This is a genomic window from Bacillus sp. 7_6_55CFAA_CT2, from assembly GCF_000238655.1.
GTDB lineage: Bacteria > Bacillota > Bacilli > Bacillales > Bacillaceae_G > Bacillus_A > Bacillus_A cereus.
Genome location: NZ_JH414711.1, coordinates 300302 through 321453, shown reverse-complemented (window position 1 = coordinate 321453; position 21152 = coordinate 300302). Strand labels below are relative to the sequence as shown.

The window sequence follows — 21152 nt, the reverse complement described above, 5'->3', positions numbered from 1 at the left end:
TCAAAAAAATTACGTTAGACTATAAAGGGTGGGGTATTAATGGACTCACAAGTGATTTATGCCATTTTGGCATCTTTCATCACTGTACTCGTCGTTACTCCTTTAGTTATTAAATTAGCTTTTAAAATAGGAGCGACAGATAAGCCAAACGCACGTAAAGTGCACCAAAAGATTATGCCACGTCTTGGCGGGTTGGCAATATTTATTGGTGTAGCTGTAGGATTTGTTGTCGGCGGCTTATATGAACAAAGAATGTTATCGATAACGCTAGGTGCGATTATCATTGTAATCATCGGAATTTTAGATGATATGTACGAGTTATCTGCGAGAGTAAAATTCGGTGGACAACTGTTAGTTGCCATTATGATTGTAAAAAGTGGATTATTAGTGCAAGTATTATATATCCCATTCCTTGGGGATACTGAACTTGGATGGCTTGCTTATCCAATTACAGTATTTTGGCTTGTAGGTATTACGAATGCAATCAACTTAATTGACGGCTTAGATGGATTATCTGCTGGGATTTCATCTATCGTACTTGCAACGCTAGCATATATGGCCTTCACTAGCCCATGGGGTACTGGAACAGCTATTATCTTGCCACTTGCATTAATTATATTAGCAAGTACAATTGGATTTTTATTCTACAACTTCCATCCAGCAAAAATTTTCATGGGAGATACAGGAGCACTATTTTTAGGATACTGTATTTCTGTTATATCGTTACTTGGATTATACAAAAGTGTAACGTTATTCAGTTTTATCGTTCCAATTATCATTTTAGGTGTACCTATATTTGATACGATATTTGCAATCATCCGTCGTATCGTAAATAAAAAACCTATTTCAGCACCAGATAAATCGCATTTACATCACCGCTTACTTGCAATGGGATTCTCTCATCGCAAAACGGTACTAATTATATACGCATTCGGTATTTTCTTTAGTGTAAATGCCATTATTTTCACTAGTGCAACGTTATGGTTATCCATTATTCTTCTTTTCGCTTTGATTTTCTTCACAGAAATCATCGCTGAAATAATCGGGCTTGTACATGAACGCTACAAACCAATCATTTCCTTTTATAAAAAAGTGAAAAAACGCGAAGACTAATTGTAGTATAGCCTTTTCAATTATGAAATATTCAAATAGCATCCTCTTTCTTATAAGAGGATGCTATTTTTTATTCTCATTTTATATTTCCAAAATATAGATTGTTTGAGAGTTCCTCTATTGGAGAAAGATATACATAATAAGAAAAGTATCAAGTTTTCTTTTTTACATCTTGATTGTCAAACTGAGGGTGAATGTTATGATCAAGCGAGTATTTCAATGTATTATTTTATTTTTAACGATTACTATGTACGTATCATCTAATACTGAAGCAACAACTGTTATTCCTGCTGAATATCATCCAAATACTGAAACAACTTCTCCTACACAAAAAATTGCGTACTTAACATTTGATGACGGGCCAAACAAATACACTACACAAATTTTAAACATCTTAAAAGAAAAGAACGGAAAAGCAACTTTCTTTGTTATTGGCGGAAAAGTGCCGCATTACAGAAAAACGATGCAACGATTAATTAAAGAAGGACATTATATCGGGCTCCATAGCATGTCACATGATGTAAAACGCCTTTACACTGGTGACCCTTCCACTTTAATTGGAGAAATGGAACAAACACAAAGTATTGTCCAGCAAGTTACGAAATTAAATACACATCTCGTTCGCGTTCCATATGGTAGTATGCCTTACTTAAAAAAGAATTACCGTGACGCACTTGTATCGGCCCAGTATAAAATGTGGGATTGGACGATCGATACATACGACTGGAAAAGCTATGACAATCCTTCTGCCATACTCGAAAGAGTACGTAATCAAAGTGATGAACAAGTCGAAGTCATTTTAATGCATGATTCGAGTGTAACCGTACAAATACTGCCAAAAGTAATTGATTATTTACAGTCACAAGGATACAAACTTCTTCCCTATAATCCTTCTTCTCATCTCAAGGTGAATTTTTGGAAAGACACAAGATTGTAACAGCTTTAGTGCCTATGTGCTAAAGCTGTTTTATTTTTCTCTTCCCACCCTTCCCATTTTTGTGTAAAATTTTAAATAGTGATGAAGTTTCGAGGTGAATAGAAATGAAACGAATAGATCTCATTTTTAACGCAATACAAAAAGGCAATTATACAGAAGGTGTAACCGCATCAGAACTCGCTACATTTCTGCAACTAGATCGCGCCAATGTAAGTAGCGATTTAAACAAACTTGTAAAAGATAAACGTTTATTAAAAACAAATACGCGACCTGTTCGTTTTTACATAGAAACGAACACTTCGTTGGAAACGCATTCAAAAGACATAACTTCATTAGATACATTTGCAATTGAAAATACGAGCCTTAAAATTGCAATTGAAAAAGCGAAAGCTTCTATTCTCTATCCTCCAAACGGTATGCATACTTTACTACTAGGAGAAACAGGGGTCGGAAAGTCTATGTTTGCTTCTTTAATGCACGAATATGCAATTGAAGTTGAACAGCTTCCCAAAGATGCACCATTTATCGTATTTAACTGTGCTGATTATGCAAATAATCCACAGTTACTACTCGGGCAATTATTTGGGATTAAAAAAGGAGCTTATACAGGAGCAAGTGATCAAAAAGGGTTAATTGAAAAAGCACATGAAGGAATTCTTTTCTTAGATGAAGTACATCGCCTGCCTCCAGAGGGACAAGAAATGCTTTTCACCTTTATTGACCGCGGAGTATACCGCCGCCTTGGAGAAACAGAGAACGAACGTAAAGCACAAGTATTAATCATTACTGCAACAACAGAAGAACCAAATTCATTTTTATTAAAAACATTTACAAGACGTATACCAATGACAGTTACGCTGCCACCACTTCGTGAGCGTACACATAAAGAGCGCTTTGCTTTACTACAGCTATTTTTCACAAATGAAGCAATTCGTCTGCGAAAAGACATTCACGTTAGCCCAAATGCAATGCGTGCTTTCGTCTTTTACAATTGTCCCAATAACATTGGTCAATTAAAAACAGATGTTCAAATTGCCTGTGCGAAAGCCTATTCTGATTTGGTCACAAAGAAACGTGATTCTGTCTATGTTTCAAGTACAGATTTACCTTGGTATATGAAAGAAGGGTTGTTCATTGAAAGGAAGAGCCGTCACTTATACCAAATACCAAATGAAACATTTGTATTTACAGGTGAGGAAGGTTGGAGTAATCATAAAACAGAAGATGAAAAACGCTCTTCTATTTACGATTATATTGACTATAAATACGAAGAACTTCAAGCACGTGGTATTGAAGAGGAAGAATTAGAATTACTAATAGAAAATGATGTTCAAAGCTTTTTCGTACAATATTTTAACCAAATATCAAAAAAAACAAGCCATGAAAATGTTTTTAAAATTGTGGATCGTAATATCGTTTCCGTATGTGAAAAAATAGCGGAACTTGCTGAAAAGCATTTATCTAAGACGTTTGATGAAAAAGTCTTTCTCGCTTTAAGTTTACATGTACAGACAACTCTACAACGTTTACAAAGCGGAAAACAAATACATCACCCACAATTAAATCAAATTCGTACGAAATATAAAGAAGCTTTTTCCGTAGCTATGCAATGCATTCAACTACTGGAGGAAGAATTACAAATAACAATGCCTATTGATGAAGCTGGCTTTTTAACAATGTTCTTCGTTGTTGATCCAATTCCTGCCTCACAAACCGAAGTAAAAGTATTAATATTAGCACACGGTAATGGCATCGCAACTGAAATGGCAAACGTCGCAAACGAACTTCTCGGCATTGAGGAAGTAACCGGTATTGATATGCCGTTACACGAATCACCGAAAGATTTCTTGGAACGTGTGAAAGTGTATATGAAAACACTACAAAATGTAAATGGGCTTCTCTTACTTGTCGATATGGGGTCACTTGCTTATATCGGTGACATATTAGAAACGGAGTTCAAAATCCCTGTACGTGTTCTCTCGATGACGAGCACACCACACGCACTAGAAGCAGCTCGAAAAGCTCAGCTCGGTTATTCATTAGATGCGCTGTATGAAACAGTAAAAAATTTAACACCATTTTACTTAAACGTACAAGAAGAAAAGAAAAAACCTCTCTCTCCAATGAAATCTGTTATTTTAACAGCTTGCTTAACTGGTGAAGGAAGTGCTTTAGCTATTCAAAAAATGTTAGAGAACTATTTACGATTTGATAAAGACTTAATTGAAATTATACCAATTAGTATCGTCCATGAAAAAGATTTAACGAAAATGATTGAGAACATAAAAAAAGAGCGTAACATCATTTGTATTGTCACAAATTTCGATGTGCAAGTACCATGCTTAACATATCATTTCCAAGACATCGTAAACTACACAGCGATTCAGCCAATTCAAGAATTAATTACGTATGAAGAAACATATGCAAAAATGGCGGATATTCTTGAACAACAAATGCAGCGTAACGATGGAGCATTACTTATCAAAACAATTCGTTACGCATTAAATACAATTCAGGAATTAATTTCCTTACAGCTAACTCCTGATAGCTTAATGGGTGTTATTCTGCATATGAGCTGTATGGTTGACCGTCTTCAAAAAGGAGAAAGCCTTCTTCCTCACCCTGATAAAGAGAAAAGAAGACAAGATGAGTACTGGATGTATATGAAAGTAAAAAAAGCGTTGCAACCAATTGAAAATACATTTGAAATACAAATACCTGATGACGAAATATTTTATGTTATGGACTTCTTTATTAAAAATCAGCCTGTGAAAAATTAATCGAGGCAGTTTTTAAAAATATCGACAGTAACGCGAGTTATATCAGCGATTATTGAAATATATCGGCGCAACTCAGATTATATCAGCGATTTTCAAAATATATCGGCGCAACCCAGATTATATCAGCGATTTTCAAAATATATCGGCGCAACTCAGATTATATCAGCGATTTTCAAAATATATCGGCGCAACTCAGATTATATCAGCGATTTTCAAAATATATCGATTTACCGACAATAATCGCTAAAACTAGCACCTTATATAATGAGAAAAGGCTGTTCCAACATATGGACAGCCTTTTCCTCTATTTCTTTACTTTTCTAACTCGCCCTCTTATTTCTCCTCTTTTTTGTGATTTCGTATGGACATTAACATATACATTTGCTTGAATAATTTCTTGAAGTAAATGTACAAATGATTTCCCTTGTAAAGGTCCCTCAAAATCCTCCACATTCACTACACCAGTAATACTTCCCTCGTTCAAGCTAATCCCTTGCTCCAGTGGACCATACAAATATAAAACAACAGGACCAATTTGAGTAGACTTCCCTAAATGAATTTGACACGATGTAACCTTTTCTATATTTTTTAGTATTACTCTGTAATGCAATTTCGTTAAATCATCACTAAAAATAAACTCTGCTACCCCAAAAGCTTCTGTATTTACAGGAGGCACTTCCCTCTTACCTGTTAACCTGGCAAAGAAATGTGTTGTCATAAGGCATTCTCCTTATATAAATTTCCCAGCACTACTTCTACTACTTTATGGTTTAGACATAATCATTTATGACTTTTTCAATTTTAATTACAAAGAAAAGATTCACAAAATCTTTACATTAGATTTGTTCCTTTTGCTTTACCACTTCTTGTATAATGCACATAGCAAAAACATTCTAGGAGGTTATTTTGAAAAAAACAAACACACCTTTCACACATTATTAGAGATTTTTCTCGTCTCATTTAAATTAGGACTTACTTCATTCGGCGGTCCTGTCGCTCATCTTGGTTATTTCCACCACGAATACGTGCAAAAAAGAAAATGGATGGATGAACGAAGCTATGGAGATTTAGTAGCACTATGTCAATTCCTTCCCGGTCCTGCCACCAGTCAAGTCGGTATGGGGGTTGGATTATTACGGGGCGGTCTATTAGGAGCTATTATTTCATGGATTGGATTCACTTTACCGTCTGTCCTTGTTTTAGTTTTCTTCGCCTCATTCCTTAATCAGTTCGATCTTGGAAGTGCTGGCTGGATTCATGGACTAAAACTTGTAGCAGTCGCTATTGTCGCTCATGCCATATGGGGAATGGCGCGAAAGTTAACTCCAGATCGAAATCGTGCAACGATTGCGATTGTAACTGCCGCAATCGTCTTATTATGGCCAAGTAGTTGGACACAAGTCATCCTTATTATAATATGTGGCTTTATCGGTTGGTTTTTATATCGCAACCAACCAATTAGCCAATCTCAAAATATAAGAGTACCTATTTCAAAAAAGATAGCAGTTTCTTGCCTCGTCTTATTCTTTGGACTATTACTACTGCTACCAATATTAAGACCGTTCTCTTATTACATCGCTTTATTTGATAGTTTCTATCGCTCTGGCGCACTTGTATTTGGAGGAGGACACGTCGTGCTGCCCCTTCTTGAAGGTGAGTTCGTACAAAACGGCATGATGACGAAAGAACAGTTCCTAGCTGGATACGGATTAACACAAGCAGTACCAGGACCACTATTTACATTCGCCTCTTATATAGGAGCAGTGTTAAACGGGACGCTTGGGGCAACAATCGCAACAATTGCAATTTTCCTCCCTGCTTTCTTACTCGTTATTGGTGTTTTACCATTTTGGAACAGCGTGAGAAAAATATCATTCATACAAGGCGCACTACTTGGAGTCAATGCCGCTGTTGTCGGTATTTTAATTGCCGCTTTTTACGATCCCATTTGGACGAGTACAGTTATGAATGCTTCAGATTTCGTTTTCGCTTCGCTTCTTTTTTGCTTACTAGCTTTTTGGAAAACACCACCTTGGGTTATCGTTATACTCGGGGCATTTGGCGGATATATTCTATCCATTTTGTAAATAAAAAACGACGGCATGATGTAGCCGTCGTTTTTCTATTAAAACTTCACAAGTTCTATCCCTTCAGGCAACTCACTCTCTGTTAAAATACGCAATTCCTTCACACGATCCATTACGTAAGAAGAACGCTTCACAAGCTCTGGATCAATATAAGCTGGATGAACCATAATTTCTACCGTTTGTTCACCTTGTACTCTTTCTTTTAACTTCACAAAGTAATCTTCCTTCACACCATCCGCATAAAAGTCACTGTAAAATACATCAGAAAATGGATGCACCGCTCTATCTTCCCCACAACGACGAATTGGAACATTATATTTAGCTGCTAATCTCTCAAGAACATCGTGTAAGATCGGTAATCCGTGTACATGATGATGACTATCTAAATGAGTTGGTGTTAATCCGTAAGATAGGAATTTCTCAATTTGAGCAGCCCACTCTCTCTCAACTTCTTCTGGATTTATATTCCCTTCCCTTACAACACTTTGTTTATGAAACGATCCGTCGCTACCTACAAGTGATGGTACGTCTCCAAGAAGTGGTTCCCCTGCTGTTAATACGAGATGTACGCCTACTCCGAGTAGGTTATACTCTTTCGCTAAGCGTACCGCATGCTCTGTTCCTGGCATATTCATCATCATCGTCGTTGAATTTACAAGTCCATTTATATGCCCATCAATAATGCCGTAATTTGTACCTTCTGTAAGACCGAAATCATCTGCATTTACAATTAACTTAATCATCATAATACCTCCTAATAGAATAAAAAAAGCGGGCTAAATAGCGCCGCTTTTACTTCTCTACCTTTTTAAAGAACTGTGGAAGATACTCTTTATGTGCTTCCAACATTTCATCTAAAATTTGTTTTGCAACTTTATCTGATGGTACAAGTGGATTGATTGTCATAGCAAGCAGCGCCTTATGATAATCCCCTGTAACAGCAGCTTCAATTGTTGTGCGCTCGAATGATTTAATTTGTTGTACTAAACCGCGAACTGGTACTGGAAGATCTCCAACTGCAATTGGTTTTGGGCCTTCTTTCGTAATAATACAGTTCACTTCAACAGCTGAATCATGTGGTAAGCTTGCAATTGTTCCGTTGTTTCGTGTATTAACAGGCTGGATATCACCTTTATTATTGTAAATAGACGTAATTAAGCTACATGCTGCATCACTATAATAAGCTCCGCCACGTTTTTCTAATTGTGGTGGTTTAATATCTAAGTTCGGGTCTTTATATAACTCAAATAAATCATTTTCTAATTGTTTTACTACTTCTGCACGTGTACCTTTTTCAACAGAAGCCTCTTTCTCTTCTTCTAACATTTCACGTGTTTTGTAGTAGTAACGATGGTATGGACATGGAATTGCACGAAGGCCGCGAATAAAGTCTGGTTCCCAGTTAAGCGCTGCGATATTTTCCATCGTAATTTGCTTTTCTGGATCTGTCACAAGCTCTAACACACGATCCATTACACTTACGCCATCTAAGTATACATCTAGTCCGTATACCATATGATTTAAACCTGCGAAATCAACGTGGACACGACTTGCATCTACTTCAAGTAATCTTGCAAGACCCATGCGGATTCCGATTGGAACGTTACATAGACCAACTACTCTTTGAATATTTGTATAACGAAGGACAGCCTCTGTTACCATACCAGCTGGATTTGCAAAGTTAATTAACCATGCATTCGGACAGAGCTCCTCCATATCTTTACAAATATCTAAAATAACAGGAATCGTTCTCAACGCTTTAAATAAACCACCAGGACCATTTGTTTCCTGACCGATTACATCATATTTTAACGGTATTGCTTCATCTTTTGCACGTGCTTCTAATAAACCAACGCGAAGTTGTGTTGTTACGAAGTCTGCATCTTTTAATGCCTCACGGCGATCAAGTGTTAAATGTACCTCGATTGGTAAACCTGATTTTTTCACCATACGTTTTGCTAAGTTACCAACGATTTCTAACTTTTCTTTTCCTGCCTCAATATCTACTAACCAAATTTCACGAACAGGAAGCTCATCATAACGCTTAATAAATCCTTCAATTAACTCTGGTGTATAACTAGATCCACCGCCGATTGTAGCAATTTTAATTCCAGTCATGCTTTATTCCCCTTTCGCTTCAAACTTTTTATAAAGATCGATAAACTCTGCTGCTAATTCTTTTACTGTAATCGCATTCATTAAATGATCTTGTGCGTGAATTAAAAGAACACTAACCTCTGTTTTTTCTCCTCTTGCTTCTGATTGTATGAGCTCTGTTTGGAAATGATGCGCTTCATTAATCGCTTCTTTCGCCTTTACCATCGCTTCATCTGCTTCTACCATTTTCCCCTGTTTGGCAAATTGAAGTGCCTCCATCGCAAAGCTTCGTGCGTTACCACTATTTAAAATCAATTGGAATGGAATTTGTTCTGCTGTAGTCATCATAATTACCGCCCTCTCTATAAGGTTCAACCGATTTAAATACCCCTTCAGTTTGAACATGTCTATTAAAGTATGAATTTATTAATGATAGTTTAGTGTTCATATAGATGTTTTTCATCTTTTTGAACATGATATAAAGGTAATTATTCTGACGAGCTATAGGAACTCGCCAGAATAATATTTTTTAAAGTGATACTGAATTGTCGCTTCCTTTTGTTTCAGCTTTTGCAGCCTGTACATAAGTACGGTCACACATTAATACGAATGGATAGTAAATTACTATCGCAATAGCAAAGTTCACCACTTGTAGTGCTGCACCAGCGATGCTTCCGCCCGATACAAGATAACCACTAAAGATTGGTGGCATTGTCCATGGAACTAACGCAACTGTTTTTGGTACCCATCCTAAAGTGATTGCTGTATAAGAAGTAATAACTAATACAACTGGTGTAAGTACGAACGGGATAATTAACGTTGGGTTTAATACAATTGGCGTACCGAAAATAACTGGTTCGTTAATATTAAAGAAACCAGGACCGATAGATACACGGCCTACACCGCGAAGCTGCGCACTTTTCGCTACAAGCATTACTGCCACTAAGAATGCTAACGTTGCACCCGATCCCCCGATATATACGTATACATCAAAGAATGGTTTTGTGAAGATATGCGGTACGTCATATGCAGACATACCATCATTAAATAATTTCATATTTTTCTCTAATGCTGGTAAATAGATTGGGTCAATAATCCCCCCAATAATATTTGGACCATGTAATCCGAAGAACCATAATACGTGAATAAGTAGAGCAATAATAATTGCACTTGGTAATGTACCCGCTAAACCTTGTAATGGTAATTGAATTGTTTCAAATACCATTTTATGAATGCTTGTTCCCGCAAGTTTCACAGCTAATTGAATACCTGCTGTTACAATCAAAATAACGAATGCTGGAACTAACGCTGCGAATGATTTCATTACTGCCGGTGGAACACCATCTGGCATTTTAATTGTAATATCCCTTTGAACAAAGAATCTAAACACTTCTGTTACAAGAAGAGCCACTATAATGGAAACGAATAGACCTTGTGCCCCTGTCCACGCTAAATCAATACCGCCTTCTTTTGGCGTTGTCGGAGAAATAATAATTAATGCACCGAATGTAATGATTGCTGCTGACAACGCATCGACGCCGTAAGATTTCGCTAAATTGTAACTTATCCCAACTGCGACTATGAGGGCGAGTATAGCAAAGGAACCAGTCCACATACCGCCACCGACATCTTTCCAAGCGTCACCAAATGTGCCCTTCATAAAGTTTTGGAAAGCATCAATTGGTAAGTTATTTATAAGTACTGCAAATGATCCAACTAAAATAAGAGGCATAACTGCGATAAATCCGTCACGGATTGCAACTAAGTGGCGCTGCGATCCAATTCTACCTGCGACTGGAACTAAATATTTCTCCATAAATGCAATAAACTTTTGCATTTCGCTTCCCCCCTAATTATTTTTTAAGTGTTAATGCGTGATCTAAAACTGCTTCTCCATTCATCATGCCGTAGTGCATTGGATTGATAACGTCGATTCCAACATTTTTCTCGTCAGCAAGCGTTTTCATTGAAGAGAGCATGTAACGAACCTGTGGTCCTAGTAATAACACATCTGCTTGGTCGATATTGTTTTTTACTGCATCCCCAGATACAGCCCAAATCTTTCCTTCTAGACCGCGAGCTTTTGCAGCCGCTTCCATTTTTGTAACTAGTAAACTTGTAGACATCCCTGCTGAACAACATAATAAAATATTCATTTGAAAATCCCCCTTGTGTAGTATAAAAAATTTATGTTTATTTATTTTTCTTTACGCTATTTATTAATGCAATTAGCGTGCCAACTTTTTAAAACCACTAAAATCAGTGCTTTTTCGAGCATTTTCTTTGTGTGTTAACGCTTTCAATTAGTGTGTCGTCCAAAAAACACACAGTGTGTTATAAAACAACACGCTTTTAACACATAACTGTATGAAAATAGATTAGTGTTTAGTCGTCTAGTTGTGTTTAATATGAAAAAACACTAAAAAAACTTTTTCAATGAAAAATAATTCATTATTTTAACCCACTATTTAGTGAAATAAAAAAACCTTGCATAAGCAAGGTTCATTCATCCACCGACATCTTCCTATATAACTCTACAAACTCACTCGCTAATTCTTTCACCGTAATTGCATTCATTAAATGGTCTTGCGCGTGTACCATTAAAAGAGTAACTTCGGTCTTTTCGCCACCAGCCTCTTTCTGGATAAGCTCCGTTTGTACGCGGTGCGCCTCCTTTAATTCCTCTAGTGCTTCTTGTAATTTAGCTTCAGCTTCTGTAAACTCCCCACGCTTCGCACAATCAATTGCTTCCATTGAACAACTTCTCGCGTTTCCCCCATGCAAGATTAAATGAAAAGCTTTCGTCTCTATCGTATCCATTGTAGTTCTTTACTCCCCCTTTTCTTCCGCCAGTTTTTGTTTATCCCATATTTTTAAGAACGGTAAATAAATGAAGAATGCTAGCGCAAAGTTAACAAGTTGCAAAATAACACCTGAAATTTTCCCGCCCGATCCTAAATATCCACTAAAAAGAATAGGTGTCGTCCAAGGTACAGCGGCCCCACTCGGACGTGCAACCCATCCCCATTCCATTGCAAAGTAAGAAACAATTGTTAGCACGACTGGAACTAATATAAATGGAATTAGTAAAAGTGGGTTCATCACAATTGGCATACCAAAAGTTACCATCTCATTAATATTAAATATACCAGGTGCAATTGACAATCTCCCTAAACTTTTTAATTGTTGACTTCGCGCAAATAGTAACATTCCGACAACTAGAGCAAGCGTTGCACCAGAACCGCCCATATAAATCCATAAGTCAAAAAACTGTGCCGTAATCGTATTTGGTACATCTTGCCCAGCTTGAAAAGCAACTCGGTTTTGATCCATTAACGACAACCAAACGGGGCTCATTACACCACCAACAATAGTAGCACCATGAATTCCACAAGACCAAAGAACATGAACGAGAATAACTGCTATTATTGCGCCCCAAAGACTAGCACCAAGTACACTAAGCGGTTCCTGTAAAATTTGTCCTACAATATTATGGATACTGCCAAAAGAAGTATTTTCTATAATTAAGCGTAAAATCCAAATAACTGTTACAACAATAAATCCTGGAACAAGTGCTGCAAATGAACGCGTGACAGCTGGTGGAACTGTCTCTGGCATCTTTATAATTATCTTTTTTTGTACAATAAACCGATAAAGTTCAGTAGATATAAGTGCAATAATCATTGCTACAAATAACCCTTGGCTTCCCATTAATGCAGCTGGGATAGCGCCTTCTACAAGTACACTTTCTTTTGTACTTGGTATAATATATGCAACTTGAAATGGAGTCGCAAGTAAAAACGTCACAAGCGACAATGCCCCGGATGCTAAAGCATCTACTTTATAATACTCTCCAAGTCTGTAAGCGATTCCAAAAACAGCTATTAAAGCCATTATATTAAAAGTTGCACTAACTGGATACCCTAAAGCTCGCTGCCAATTCTCCCCAAACAAACCTGCCATAAAATCGTTATATCCCGGTATCGGCAGTGCACTAATAATGAGGAAAAACGATCCAATAATTAAGAAAGGCATCGTTAAAATAATTCCATCTCGAATTGCTTGTAAATGCCTCTGCTCTGCAACCTTCCCTGCTACCGGCATCACATACTTCTCTAAAAACCGTATCATCTATCCCACTCTCCTCATGGTTTCATTAACAAAGCTGCTTGCAAGATAGCTTCTCCATTACAAAGTCCGTAATGAACAGATTGAATGACATCAACAGGTATCCCTTTATCCTTACATAGTTCTTTCATTTTCGGTAATAAATAACGTACTTGCGGTCCAAGTAAAAGGACATCAGCTTTATCAATATGACTATTCACTTCAGAACCTGATACTGCCCAGATTGTTACTTCTATCCCTCTTGCCTCTGCTGCTTTCTCCATCTTTGTAACAATCAAACTGGAAGACATTCCCGCTGCACAGCAAAGTAAAATATTCATCCCGCTTCCCTCCCCCTTTTTCTCTACCTAAGTTATGGTGCACTCCTTGCCACCACTAGGTTACAAATATATATGTCTAGATTTCCTGCTGTATGCCGAGCTTAAAAACAAAAATTTCTTGATTTTCACGCTATTCCATTTATCCGTATTCTCCTAGTAAAGGGGCCCCTAACTCGCTATAATGATTCAGTATGATTTTTTTAATTGATAGGAGGATATATTTATGAAGGCATATCGCTTTCCACTTATTTTATTATCTTCTATCCTAATTGGTGGTTTCATTGGTTATTTCATGGGTGCCGATGCAGTTGCTTTAAAGCCGCTTGGTGACATTTTCTTAAACTTAATGTTTACGATTGTTGTACCTCTAGTGTTCTTTAGCATCGCATCGTCTATTGCTAATATGGATGGATTAAAACGTTTCGGTAAAATTATGTCTAGTATGGCTGGGACTTTCTTATTTACAAGTATTTTAGCTGCTATTTTTATGATTATTGTCGTGAAAGTATTCCCGCCAGCACAAGGTGTTGTACTAGAACTAACACAACCTGACAAAGCCGGCAAAGCTGTTAGTGTTGCAGATCAAATCGTCGGTATTTTAACAGTATCTGACTTCTCGAAGTTACTATCTCGTGAAAATATGTTAGCTCTTATTTTCTTCTCTATCTTAATGGGGATTGCAACTTCAGCAGTTGGCGAAAAAGGAAAGCCATTTGCTACATTCCTACAAGCTGGTGCAGAGATTTCAATGAAGGTTGTATCTTTCATTATGTACTACGCTCCAATCGGACTTGCTGCTTACTTCGCAGCATTAGTTGGCGAATTCGGACCACAACTTCTTGGAACTTACTTCCGAGCAGCAATGGTATACTATCCTGCTTCTCTCATTTATTTCTTTGTATTCTTCACATTCTATGCATACCTTGCAGGTCGCAAACAAGGTGTACAAGTATTTTGGAAGAACATGGTCTCTCCTACAGTTACATCACTTGCAACTTGTAGTAGTGCCGCAAGTATTCCAGCAAACTTAGAAGCAACAAAGAAAATGGGTATTTCTTCAGACGTTCGTGAAACAGTTGTCCTTCTTGGTTCTACTCTTCATAAAGACGGCTCTGTTTTAGGCGGCGTATTAAAAATTGCTTTCTTATTCGGTATTTTCAACATGGAATTCGAAGGACCGAAAACATTAGCAATCGCACTTGTTGTTTCTCTATTAGTAGGAACAGTAATGGGCGCTATTCCAGGCGGCGGTATGATTGGTGAAATGTTAATCGTTTCTTTATATGGCTTCCCGCCAGAAGCATTGCCAATTATCGCAGCAATCAGTACAATCATTGATCCTCCTGCAACGATGTTAAACGTAACAGCAGATAACGCTTGTGCCGTAATGACAGCTCGCCTTGTAGAAGGTAAGAACTGGATCAAAAACAAATTTGCTTAATAAATACAAAGAGGATGCTCCAAACGAGCATCCTCTTTCTTTGTTGTTAATCCATTCCGCCACAAATTTGTTAAAACCTTCACAAATATTCCACATCCATTATCCATTCTCCGTACTATAATCATGTATGGAACAGGAGATGGAAATAATGACACAAAGCGCACCAGAATTTAAAGTTTTGCAAAGCATTGCATTTCTCGCTGTCGTTTTGCAAAGTTCCTTATTATATACAATGAATCAAGGAAATGTCTTACTTGAGCAATCCCTCATTATGGGCATGCTATTTAATCTTGCAAAATTCTCAGCACCAGCATTCATATTTATCGTTGGATTTCACTTAATTCGTCACTATACAAAGCAATTAGTATATAAAGAATATATTTCCGAAAAAGCGATACACTTACTCATTCCGTATTTCTTTTGGTCTATTCTTTACTTATTAACAACAAACGATCTTATTACATTACAAAGCGGAATAAAAAGTTTATTACTCGGAACAGCCGCTCCCCATCTTTGGTACGTTATTATGATGTTCCAAATTCACTTATTGTTCCCTTTACTATGCACACTTTTTTATTGGTTTCAAAAACGAACAGAAAATAAAAAAGACATATATAAATATATGACCTTTTTCGCTTGCCTATATTTTCTATTAATGTGGTTCTCTTCTCACTATATTTTTAATGGAGAAAAATTAACAAGTTCAACAATTTTACATTATACAGATCGATCATTTCTATTCTACTCATTCTATTTCGTTATGGGCGGCATTGCCGCTGTAGCACTAAAAACTTGGCGTCTATTCGTCATGAAACATATCCCGCTTATAACAATATTATTTTTCATCTTATTTTTATTCATCAATTATGAGTTGTTTAGTTTTTACGGAGCAAACTCTATTCATTTAACTGTTTCTACCTATTTAAAACCATCTATGTTTTTATATATCGTATGCGAAATTATCATACTGTATGTGTTATCTATTATGATAGTACAGCGTCGTGGTTTCTTATATAAAACGTTACGTTTCATTGGTAATTACACGTATGGTGCTTATTTAGCTCATTTATTCTTCTTGCAACTATGCACAAAACTTCTTTCCTTATTCACACTGCAAGAAAATACTATATTATATGCCCTATTACTATTTGTGTTAACGGCCATTATCTCTATTTCAACAATGGTCATTTGTAGCACAATACCATTTCATACTTGGATTACAGGGCCTTCTCCTACAACAAAGATGAAATGGACGAAGGTTGTATTACGAAAAAATCATAAAAAACTATTCAAGCCATATATTTGATATAATAATACGCATATAAAAAGAAAGCGAGAGACACCTATGATTAATCAAGTTGGACAAATTATGCTATATGTAAATAACCAAGACGAAACAGTACAATTTTGGACAGAAAAAGTAGGGTTCCAAATCATTGCGGAAGAAAATAACGGAAACGGATTCCGCTGGATTGAAATTGCACCGGCGAAAGAAGCAGGAACAAGCATCGTCCTTCACGATAAAGCGTTAATCGCGAAGATGCAACCTGAACTAAACCTAAATACGCCTTCACTTATGTTCTTCTCAAATGACTTAGACCGTCTATATAAAGATCTTTCTGAGAAAAATGTCACAGTTGGACAGGTTGTAGATTTACCTACTGGTAGAGCATTCAACTTTGCTGATAATGAAAATAATTACTTTGCAGTAATGGAACGCAAATAAAAAATAAGCTATCCGAAAAAATCGGATAGCTTATTTCATTTTAAGAAACTTGTTCTGCATTCGTTTCTCTATGCTGTATATGGCTCGTGACCCAAGCAATTCCACCGGCAACAACGAGATAACATAACAATATTAAAATTTGCATTTGTAATTGCGACCAATCTCCTAAAGAGATAACATCTTGTAATCCTCTAAGAGAATGAGACATTGGGAGAAACTGTCCAATTTTGCTAAGAACAGCTATGTTTAATTCTCCTGGGAAAGTACCTCCGCTCGTCGCTAATTGCAGGACAAGAAGCGTTACCGCTAAGAACTTTCCAACAAGACCAAATACTGTTACTAGCATAAGAATAAATGTCATAAACGTAAAGGAAATAACAATACTTGATAAAACAAAGAGTGGCACACTTGCGACTTCTAATTTCATAACACCTAGCACAACTACATCTACGAGTAGAGCTTGAATAAGTCCAATTAAATATACCAATCCTAGTTTATTAATAAAATGTACCGTTCCGCTTACCTTCATGTTTTGTCTGCGGCCAAGAGGTAAAATATTCGATGCCATAATTCCGCCAACATAAAATGCAAGTGATAAGAAATATGGTGCAATGCCTGAGCCGTAGTTAGGAACGTCAGAAACTGTTGACTTCACTAACTGAACTGGCTCTGAGAACATCGTATTGCGTGCATCATCATTACGAACATCCGCTATCTTCTCTGCGCCCTCTCCTAATTTCGTAGAAAGTTCTTTCGCACCATCATCAAGTTTAACAAGTCCATTTGTTAATTTACTAGCACCGTTATTCAGCTCCGTTCCACCACTCGCAAGCTGGTTTACACCTTCTTGCAATGATGTAAATCCATTTCCCCACTTCGTAAATCCATCAGCCAAATTCGATGCACCATCTGCTATCTTTTTCGTTCCAGCAGTAGCTTCATTTAACTTAACTCCGAATGTATTCATGCCTTCTTCAATCTTATGTTGACCATCAGTTAGCTTCTTCGCACCTTGTGTCAATTGTTGTTGGCTATTATTTAAAGTACTTGTTGCTTTAGCTAGTCCATTAGACGTAGCAACAATTTTTTGAAAAGCGGGATCTTGCTGCACTTCCGGATGATTTTTCACGTACTCTTCTAATTGTTGTTTTACACTATTTGCCGCATTGTCCGCTTTCGCTTGCCCTTCAGCAAGTTTTTCATTTCCATTCACCCATTCATTTGTACCAGCACTTAATTCACTAATTCCTGATTGTAACGTTTTTTCACCTTGTGCTAATAACTCCATACCACTATGAAGTGATGTCGCTCCTTGACTCAGCTCATTTGCTCCCCCGGTTAAAGCAGATTGACTGGATGCAAGCTTTTCACTTCCTTCTTTCAATTTCGATGTCCCATCACTTAAACGATCAATACCATCCGCAAGCTGATTCGCTCCATTTTTTGCATCGGTCGTTCCTTCATGTAACTTCCCAGCACCATTACTTGCATCACTCAACCCTTGTGCCAAATCTTGAAACTTTGAAAAGACACCTTCTGTATAAGATTTCGTAATACTGTTTGAGATTTTTGTTTTCATATTTTCAACAGCTGTCGTTCCAATTTGAGCCGCTACAAAGTTTTTACCTGGATTTACTTTGTACTGCAACTTTGCTGGCTCTGGTTTCTCATTCATAAGTGTACTTACCTTTTTAGAGAAATCTTCCGGAATCGTAACAACCATATAATATTTATCTTCTTTTAACCCTTCATCCGCATTTTTTTCTGATACGAAATGAAAAGCCAATTCCTTATTCTCTTTTAAATTTTTAACAAAATCGTCTCCTGCATGAATTGTTTTTTCATCCATCGCAGCACCCTTATCTAAATTCACAACCGCAACAGGTAATTTATCTAATTTTCCGTACGGATCCCAATACCCAGCTAAAAAGAATCCTGAATAAATTAACGGAACGATTAATAAAAAAATTAAAGCGATACGTCCATGTTTATGGTGCCACATCGCTTTCCAATCTTTAAATATAAGTTTAATTCCCTTCATGAAACATACTCCTCTTCTAATTTAACACCCTTCGAATGGTTTAACAGATTTACTATACACGTCACTTTACATACTGTATAATACATCTTTAATTATTAATTCATTCCTTTTGGTCTATAGAAAGGAGACTCGAAATGGAACTGCTCCAGTTAAAATACTTTCAGACAGTTGCACGACTAGAACACATGACAAAGGCAGCTGAAGAATTGCATATCGCGCAACCTTCACTCAGCAAAACAATCGCTAGACTTGAAAAGGATTTAGGCGTCCCTTTATTTGATCGCCAAGGCCGACAGATTACTTTAAATTCTTTCGGAAAAGTATTTTTAAAACGAGTAGAACGTATTTTTCATGAATTAAGCGAAGGGCAACGAGAAATTAAAGATTTAGCCGAATTACAACAAAGCTCTATTACGCTGGCCGTTTCTATTCCGAGAATATTACCAGAACTACTTGGCTCTTTTTTACTAGAACATCGTAACGTTCGATTCCAACAATTTCTTGCATCCACTCCTTCTATGAAACGACAACTAGATAATATAGAAATTGACTTTTGTATCTCCTCTGTGCCAATTGAAGGTGAGGAGATTGTTTGGGAACCACTTATTACAGAAGAAATTTTCTTAGTCGTCCCTTCAGGCCATCGTTTATCAGGCCGAGAAAATATCCACCTGCATGAAGTAAAAAACGAACCGTTTATTAGTATGAACACTGGCTACGGATTTCGACACTTAACGGATGAATTTTGCAAAGAAGCTGGTTTCACTCCGCATATTGCTTTTGAAGTAGATGAACCGACCGTGATTAGCGACCTCATTAAGCAAGGTCTCGGCATCGCTTTTGTTCCAAGTTTAACTTTATTAAAAAACTCTACTTTAGCATCAAGCAAGTTGCGTATTATTGAACCCAATTGTCAGCGAACCATCGGATTAAGTTGGTCAAAAAAACGCTACTTATCAAAAACAGCTCAGCAATTCCGTGAATTTGTGATTGATTACTTCTCCAACATTAGGACGTAAAATTATATCAACAAATAAAAGTTGCCACCCTCATATGGTGGCAACTTTTATTGTTCACTCTTTTTTAATTCCATTTCAGCTAAAAGTGGTAGTACATTATCAAAAATATGCGTATTATTATTTTCACCTGTTACATATCCACCGTAATATCTACTAAATACGTTATCATTTCGGAATGTGGCCATGTGATCATACAATTCTTTCGCAAACTTTTTATCACCTGTTTGTAGTACGTACAAAATCGTTAATCCGTATGCGGCTGGCGATTCATAATTCACAGTTTGTTTTCCCGTTTCTAAATTGTAACGACCGTATAGCTTTCCATCCTCCTGGAATTTCTTCTTTATAAATTCCAAATAAGCAGCTGATGAAAGACCACTTAAACTTCGATGATATGCAACGTATGATTGGTCAATAAGATTCACTTCTTTATCGTACGTAAATGTACCATCTTCTTTATACTCTTTCGGGAATGCCCAGCCATGCCTTGGATAGTCCGCTAAAAATTGAACGACTTCCTGATATTGCTGAGCAGAAACTTTGTCGTACTTCTTCATATAGGAGAATGCACGTGGATTTATGTATGATGTTGTTACAAAATTATTTTGTTTCCCTGCATCTGCATCATAATAATCAACATAATAATTATCTTTTTTATTATAACGAAGTACAGCATCACTTAATTGATCGGCAAGGTTTTTATAACGCTCTTCCTTATACATTTCATAAGCACGATATAATTGTTCTATAATACGAAGATCATCTATAAGTGCATTTGTAGCTGACTGCCTCTCTCCCTTTTCAGAGAGTTTCCATAAAACGATATGATTCTTATATACGAAATTATCTTGAATAACCTTTACTTGCTCATCAAATAACGCCTGATCATCTTTATCAAGTGTATATTGTAACCATAATCCCGCTGATTCTGATAAAGCTTCACGTCCCTTTGCTTCACCCGTACCTGCCTTAGTATCTACTAAACGGTACGTGGCAAGCGTTCCATTGTCATTCACCATATGTCTTAAAATAAAATTTTCTGTACGGTTTCCTTGTAAAGCTGACCAAAATACAATTCCACCTAAACCGATCAAGAAGATAATTCCAATCCCTATATATAAACGTTTCCGCAATCTTTTCACCTCCCTAGTAAGGCTAACCTTAATTTTATCAGAACATACATAAATTTAAAAAAGACAATCCACTAGATTGTCTCCCCCATTTCTATCCCTCGTAAACCTCTTTAGAAGGTTTATATAGCGATTGTACAAGCCGATCATATTCACGACGTGTAATCTCTTTATTATATAGCTTCAATAATAAATCTCTATGCTCTTTTGAAAATGCCATCTTTTTAATGACTTCAGGATACATAAAACACCCTCTCCATTTCACATAAACTTCTTCTTTTTGAAAATAGAACTTATGTTCGCATAAAAGATTATAAAAGATTCCTGTAAAAA

Annotated in this window: 20 protein-coding genes; 8 read left to right on the top strand and 12 right to left on the bottom strand. The window is 36.8% G+C overall.

The window, feature by feature from the left end; all coding sequences use genetic code 11:
* Positions 1-39: 39 nt before the first annotated feature.
* The 3 genes from tagO to HMPREF1014_RS22160 all read left to right on the top strand — a co-directional run bounded on the left by tagO (position 40) and on the right by HMPREF1014_RS22160 (position 4830).
* Entirely contained in the window at positions 40-1113 is a 1074-nt protein-coding gene (gene tagO, locus HMPREF1014_RS22170) for a UDP-N-acetylglucosamine--undecaprenyl-phosphate N-acetylglucosaminephosphotransferase TagO (RefSeq protein WP_000378319.1), read from the top strand.
* Between the two features lie 199 nt (positions 1114-1312).
* Complete coding sequence (locus HMPREF1014_RS22165) at positions 1313-2050, top strand: polysaccharide deacetylase family protein (RefSeq protein ID WP_000597151.1); 738 nt, start codon at positions 1313-1315, stop codon at positions 2048-2050.
* A gap of 104 nt (positions 2051-2154) precedes the next feature.
* Entirely contained in the window at positions 2155-4830 is a 2676-nt protein-coding gene (locus HMPREF1014_RS22160; protein WP_000820966.1) for a sigma-54-dependent transcriptional regulator, read from the top strand.
* Between the two features lie 304 nt (positions 4831-5134).
* Here the strand turns inward: HMPREF1014_RS22160 and exsM are convergent, their stop codons facing one another.
* Complete coding sequence (exsM, locus tag HMPREF1014_RS22155) at positions 5135-5548, bottom strand: exosporium regulatory protein ExsM (RefSeq protein ID WP_000207046.1); 414 nt, start codon at positions 5546-5548, stop codon at positions 5135-5137.
* Between the two features lie 172 nt (positions 5549-5720).
* Between exsM and HMPREF1014_RS22150 the strand changes: the two genes are divergently transcribed.
* A complete protein-coding gene (locus tag HMPREF1014_RS22150; protein ID WP_043308785.1) occupies positions 5721-6917 on the top strand; it encodes a chromate transporter in 1197 nt (398 codons plus the stop codon).
* Positions 6918-6955: 38 nt separating this feature from the next.
* Here the strand turns inward: HMPREF1014_RS22150 and chbG are convergent, their stop codons facing one another.
* The 8 genes from chbG to HMPREF1014_RS22110 form a co-directional block, all read right to left on the bottom strand.
* Positions 6956-7660 carry a chitin disaccharide deacetylase gene (gene chbG, locus HMPREF1014_RS22145; protein WP_000593485.1) on the bottom strand — a complete coding sequence of 235 codons (705 nt, stop codon included), beginning with the start codon at positions 7658-7660 and terminating at the stop codon, positions 6956-6958.
* 49 nt (positions 7661-7709) lie between these two features.
* A complete protein-coding gene (gene celF, locus HMPREF1014_RS22140) occupies positions 7710-9035 on the bottom strand; it encodes a 6-phospho-beta-glucosidase (protein ID WP_000145762.1) in 1326 nt (441 codons plus the stop codon).
* A 3-nt stretch (positions 9036-9038) separates the two neighbouring features.
* On the bottom strand, positions 9039-9362 hold the full coding sequence (locus tag HMPREF1014_RS22135) for a PTS lactose/cellobiose transporter subunit IIA (RefSeq protein WP_000989058.1): 324 nt from the start codon (positions 9360-9362) through the stop codon (positions 9039-9041).
* A gap of 181 nt (positions 9363-9543) precedes the next feature.
* Positions 9544-10851 (bottom strand): PTS cellobiose transporter subunit IIC, encoded by a 1308-nt coding sequence (gene celB / locus HMPREF1014_RS22130; protein ID WP_001168847.1) that lies wholly within the window; start codon positions 10849-10851, stop codon positions 9544-9546.
* Between the two features lie 16 nt (positions 10852-10867).
* Complete coding sequence (locus HMPREF1014_RS22125; protein WP_001023563.1) at positions 10868-11170, bottom strand: PTS sugar transporter subunit IIB; 303 nt, start codon at positions 11168-11170, stop codon at positions 10868-10870.
* A gap of 346 nt (positions 11171-11516) precedes the next feature.
* A complete protein-coding gene (locus tag HMPREF1014_RS22120) occupies positions 11517-11834 on the bottom strand; it encodes a PTS sugar transporter subunit IIA (RefSeq protein WP_000379645.1) in 318 nt (105 codons plus the stop codon).
* A gap of 9 nt (positions 11835-11843) precedes the next feature.
* Positions 11844-13145 (bottom strand): PTS cellobiose transporter subunit IIC, encoded by a 1302-nt coding sequence (gene celB / locus HMPREF1014_RS22115; RefSeq protein WP_000617782.1) that lies wholly within the window; start codon positions 13143-13145, stop codon positions 11844-11846.
* A gap of 14 nt (positions 13146-13159) precedes the next feature.
* Positions 13160-13462 (bottom strand): PTS sugar transporter subunit IIB, encoded by a 303-nt coding sequence (locus HMPREF1014_RS22110; RefSeq protein WP_001023554.1) that lies wholly within the window; start codon positions 13460-13462, stop codon positions 13160-13162.
* A gap of 223 nt (positions 13463-13685) precedes the next feature.
* Between HMPREF1014_RS22110 and HMPREF1014_RS22105 the strand changes: the two genes are divergently transcribed.
* The 3 genes from HMPREF1014_RS22105 (at position 13686) to HMPREF1014_RS22095 (ending at position 16629) form a co-directional block, all read left to right on the top strand.
* Positions 13686-14903, top strand: a complete 1218-nt coding sequence (locus tag HMPREF1014_RS22105) for a dicarboxylate/amino acid:cation symporter (RefSeq protein WP_000649376.1) — start codon at positions 13686-13688, stop codon at positions 14901-14903.
* A gap of 148 nt (positions 14904-15051) precedes the next feature.
* Complete coding sequence (locus HMPREF1014_RS22100) at positions 15052-16209, top strand: acyltransferase (RefSeq protein WP_000194317.1); 1158 nt, start codon at positions 15052-15054, stop codon at positions 16207-16209.
* Between the two features lie 39 nt (positions 16210-16248).
* Positions 16249-16629, top strand: coding sequence for a VOC family protein (locus HMPREF1014_RS22095; protein WP_000610162.1), 381 nt, complete (start codon positions 16249-16251; stop codon positions 16627-16629).
* Positions 16630-16669: 40 nt separating this feature from the next.
* Here the strand turns inward: HMPREF1014_RS22095 and HMPREF1014_RS22090 are convergent, their stop codons facing one another.
* The gene (locus HMPREF1014_RS22090) at positions 16670-18670 is read right to left on the bottom strand and encodes a YhgE/Pip domain-containing protein (protein ID WP_000676208.1); all 2001 of its coding nucleotides are present in this window, start codon (positions 18668-18670) and stop codon (positions 16670-16672) included.
* 134 nt (positions 18671-18804) lie between these two features.
* On the opposite strand from HMPREF1014_RS22090, the gene HMPREF1014_RS22085 reads away from it, so the two are divergent.
* A complete protein-coding gene (locus HMPREF1014_RS22085; protein ID WP_000421941.1) occupies positions 18805-19689 on the top strand; it encodes a LysR family transcriptional regulator in 885 nt (294 codons plus the stop codon).
* A 47-nt stretch (positions 19690-19736) separates the two neighbouring features.
* On the opposite strand, the gene HMPREF1014_RS22080 is transcribed toward HMPREF1014_RS22085, so the two are convergent.
* Positions 19737-20822 (bottom strand): hypothetical protein, encoded by a 1086-nt coding sequence (locus HMPREF1014_RS22080; protein WP_001231657.1) that lies wholly within the window; start codon positions 20820-20822, stop codon positions 19737-19739.
* Between the two features lie 91 nt (positions 20823-20913).
* Positions 20914-21063: a hypothetical protein gene (locus HMPREF1014_RS31740; RefSeq protein ID WP_000283181.1), complete on the bottom strand. Its 150-nt coding sequence runs from the start codon at positions 21061-21063 to the stop codon at positions 20914-20916.
* Between the last annotated feature and the right edge of the window lie 89 nt (positions 21064-21152).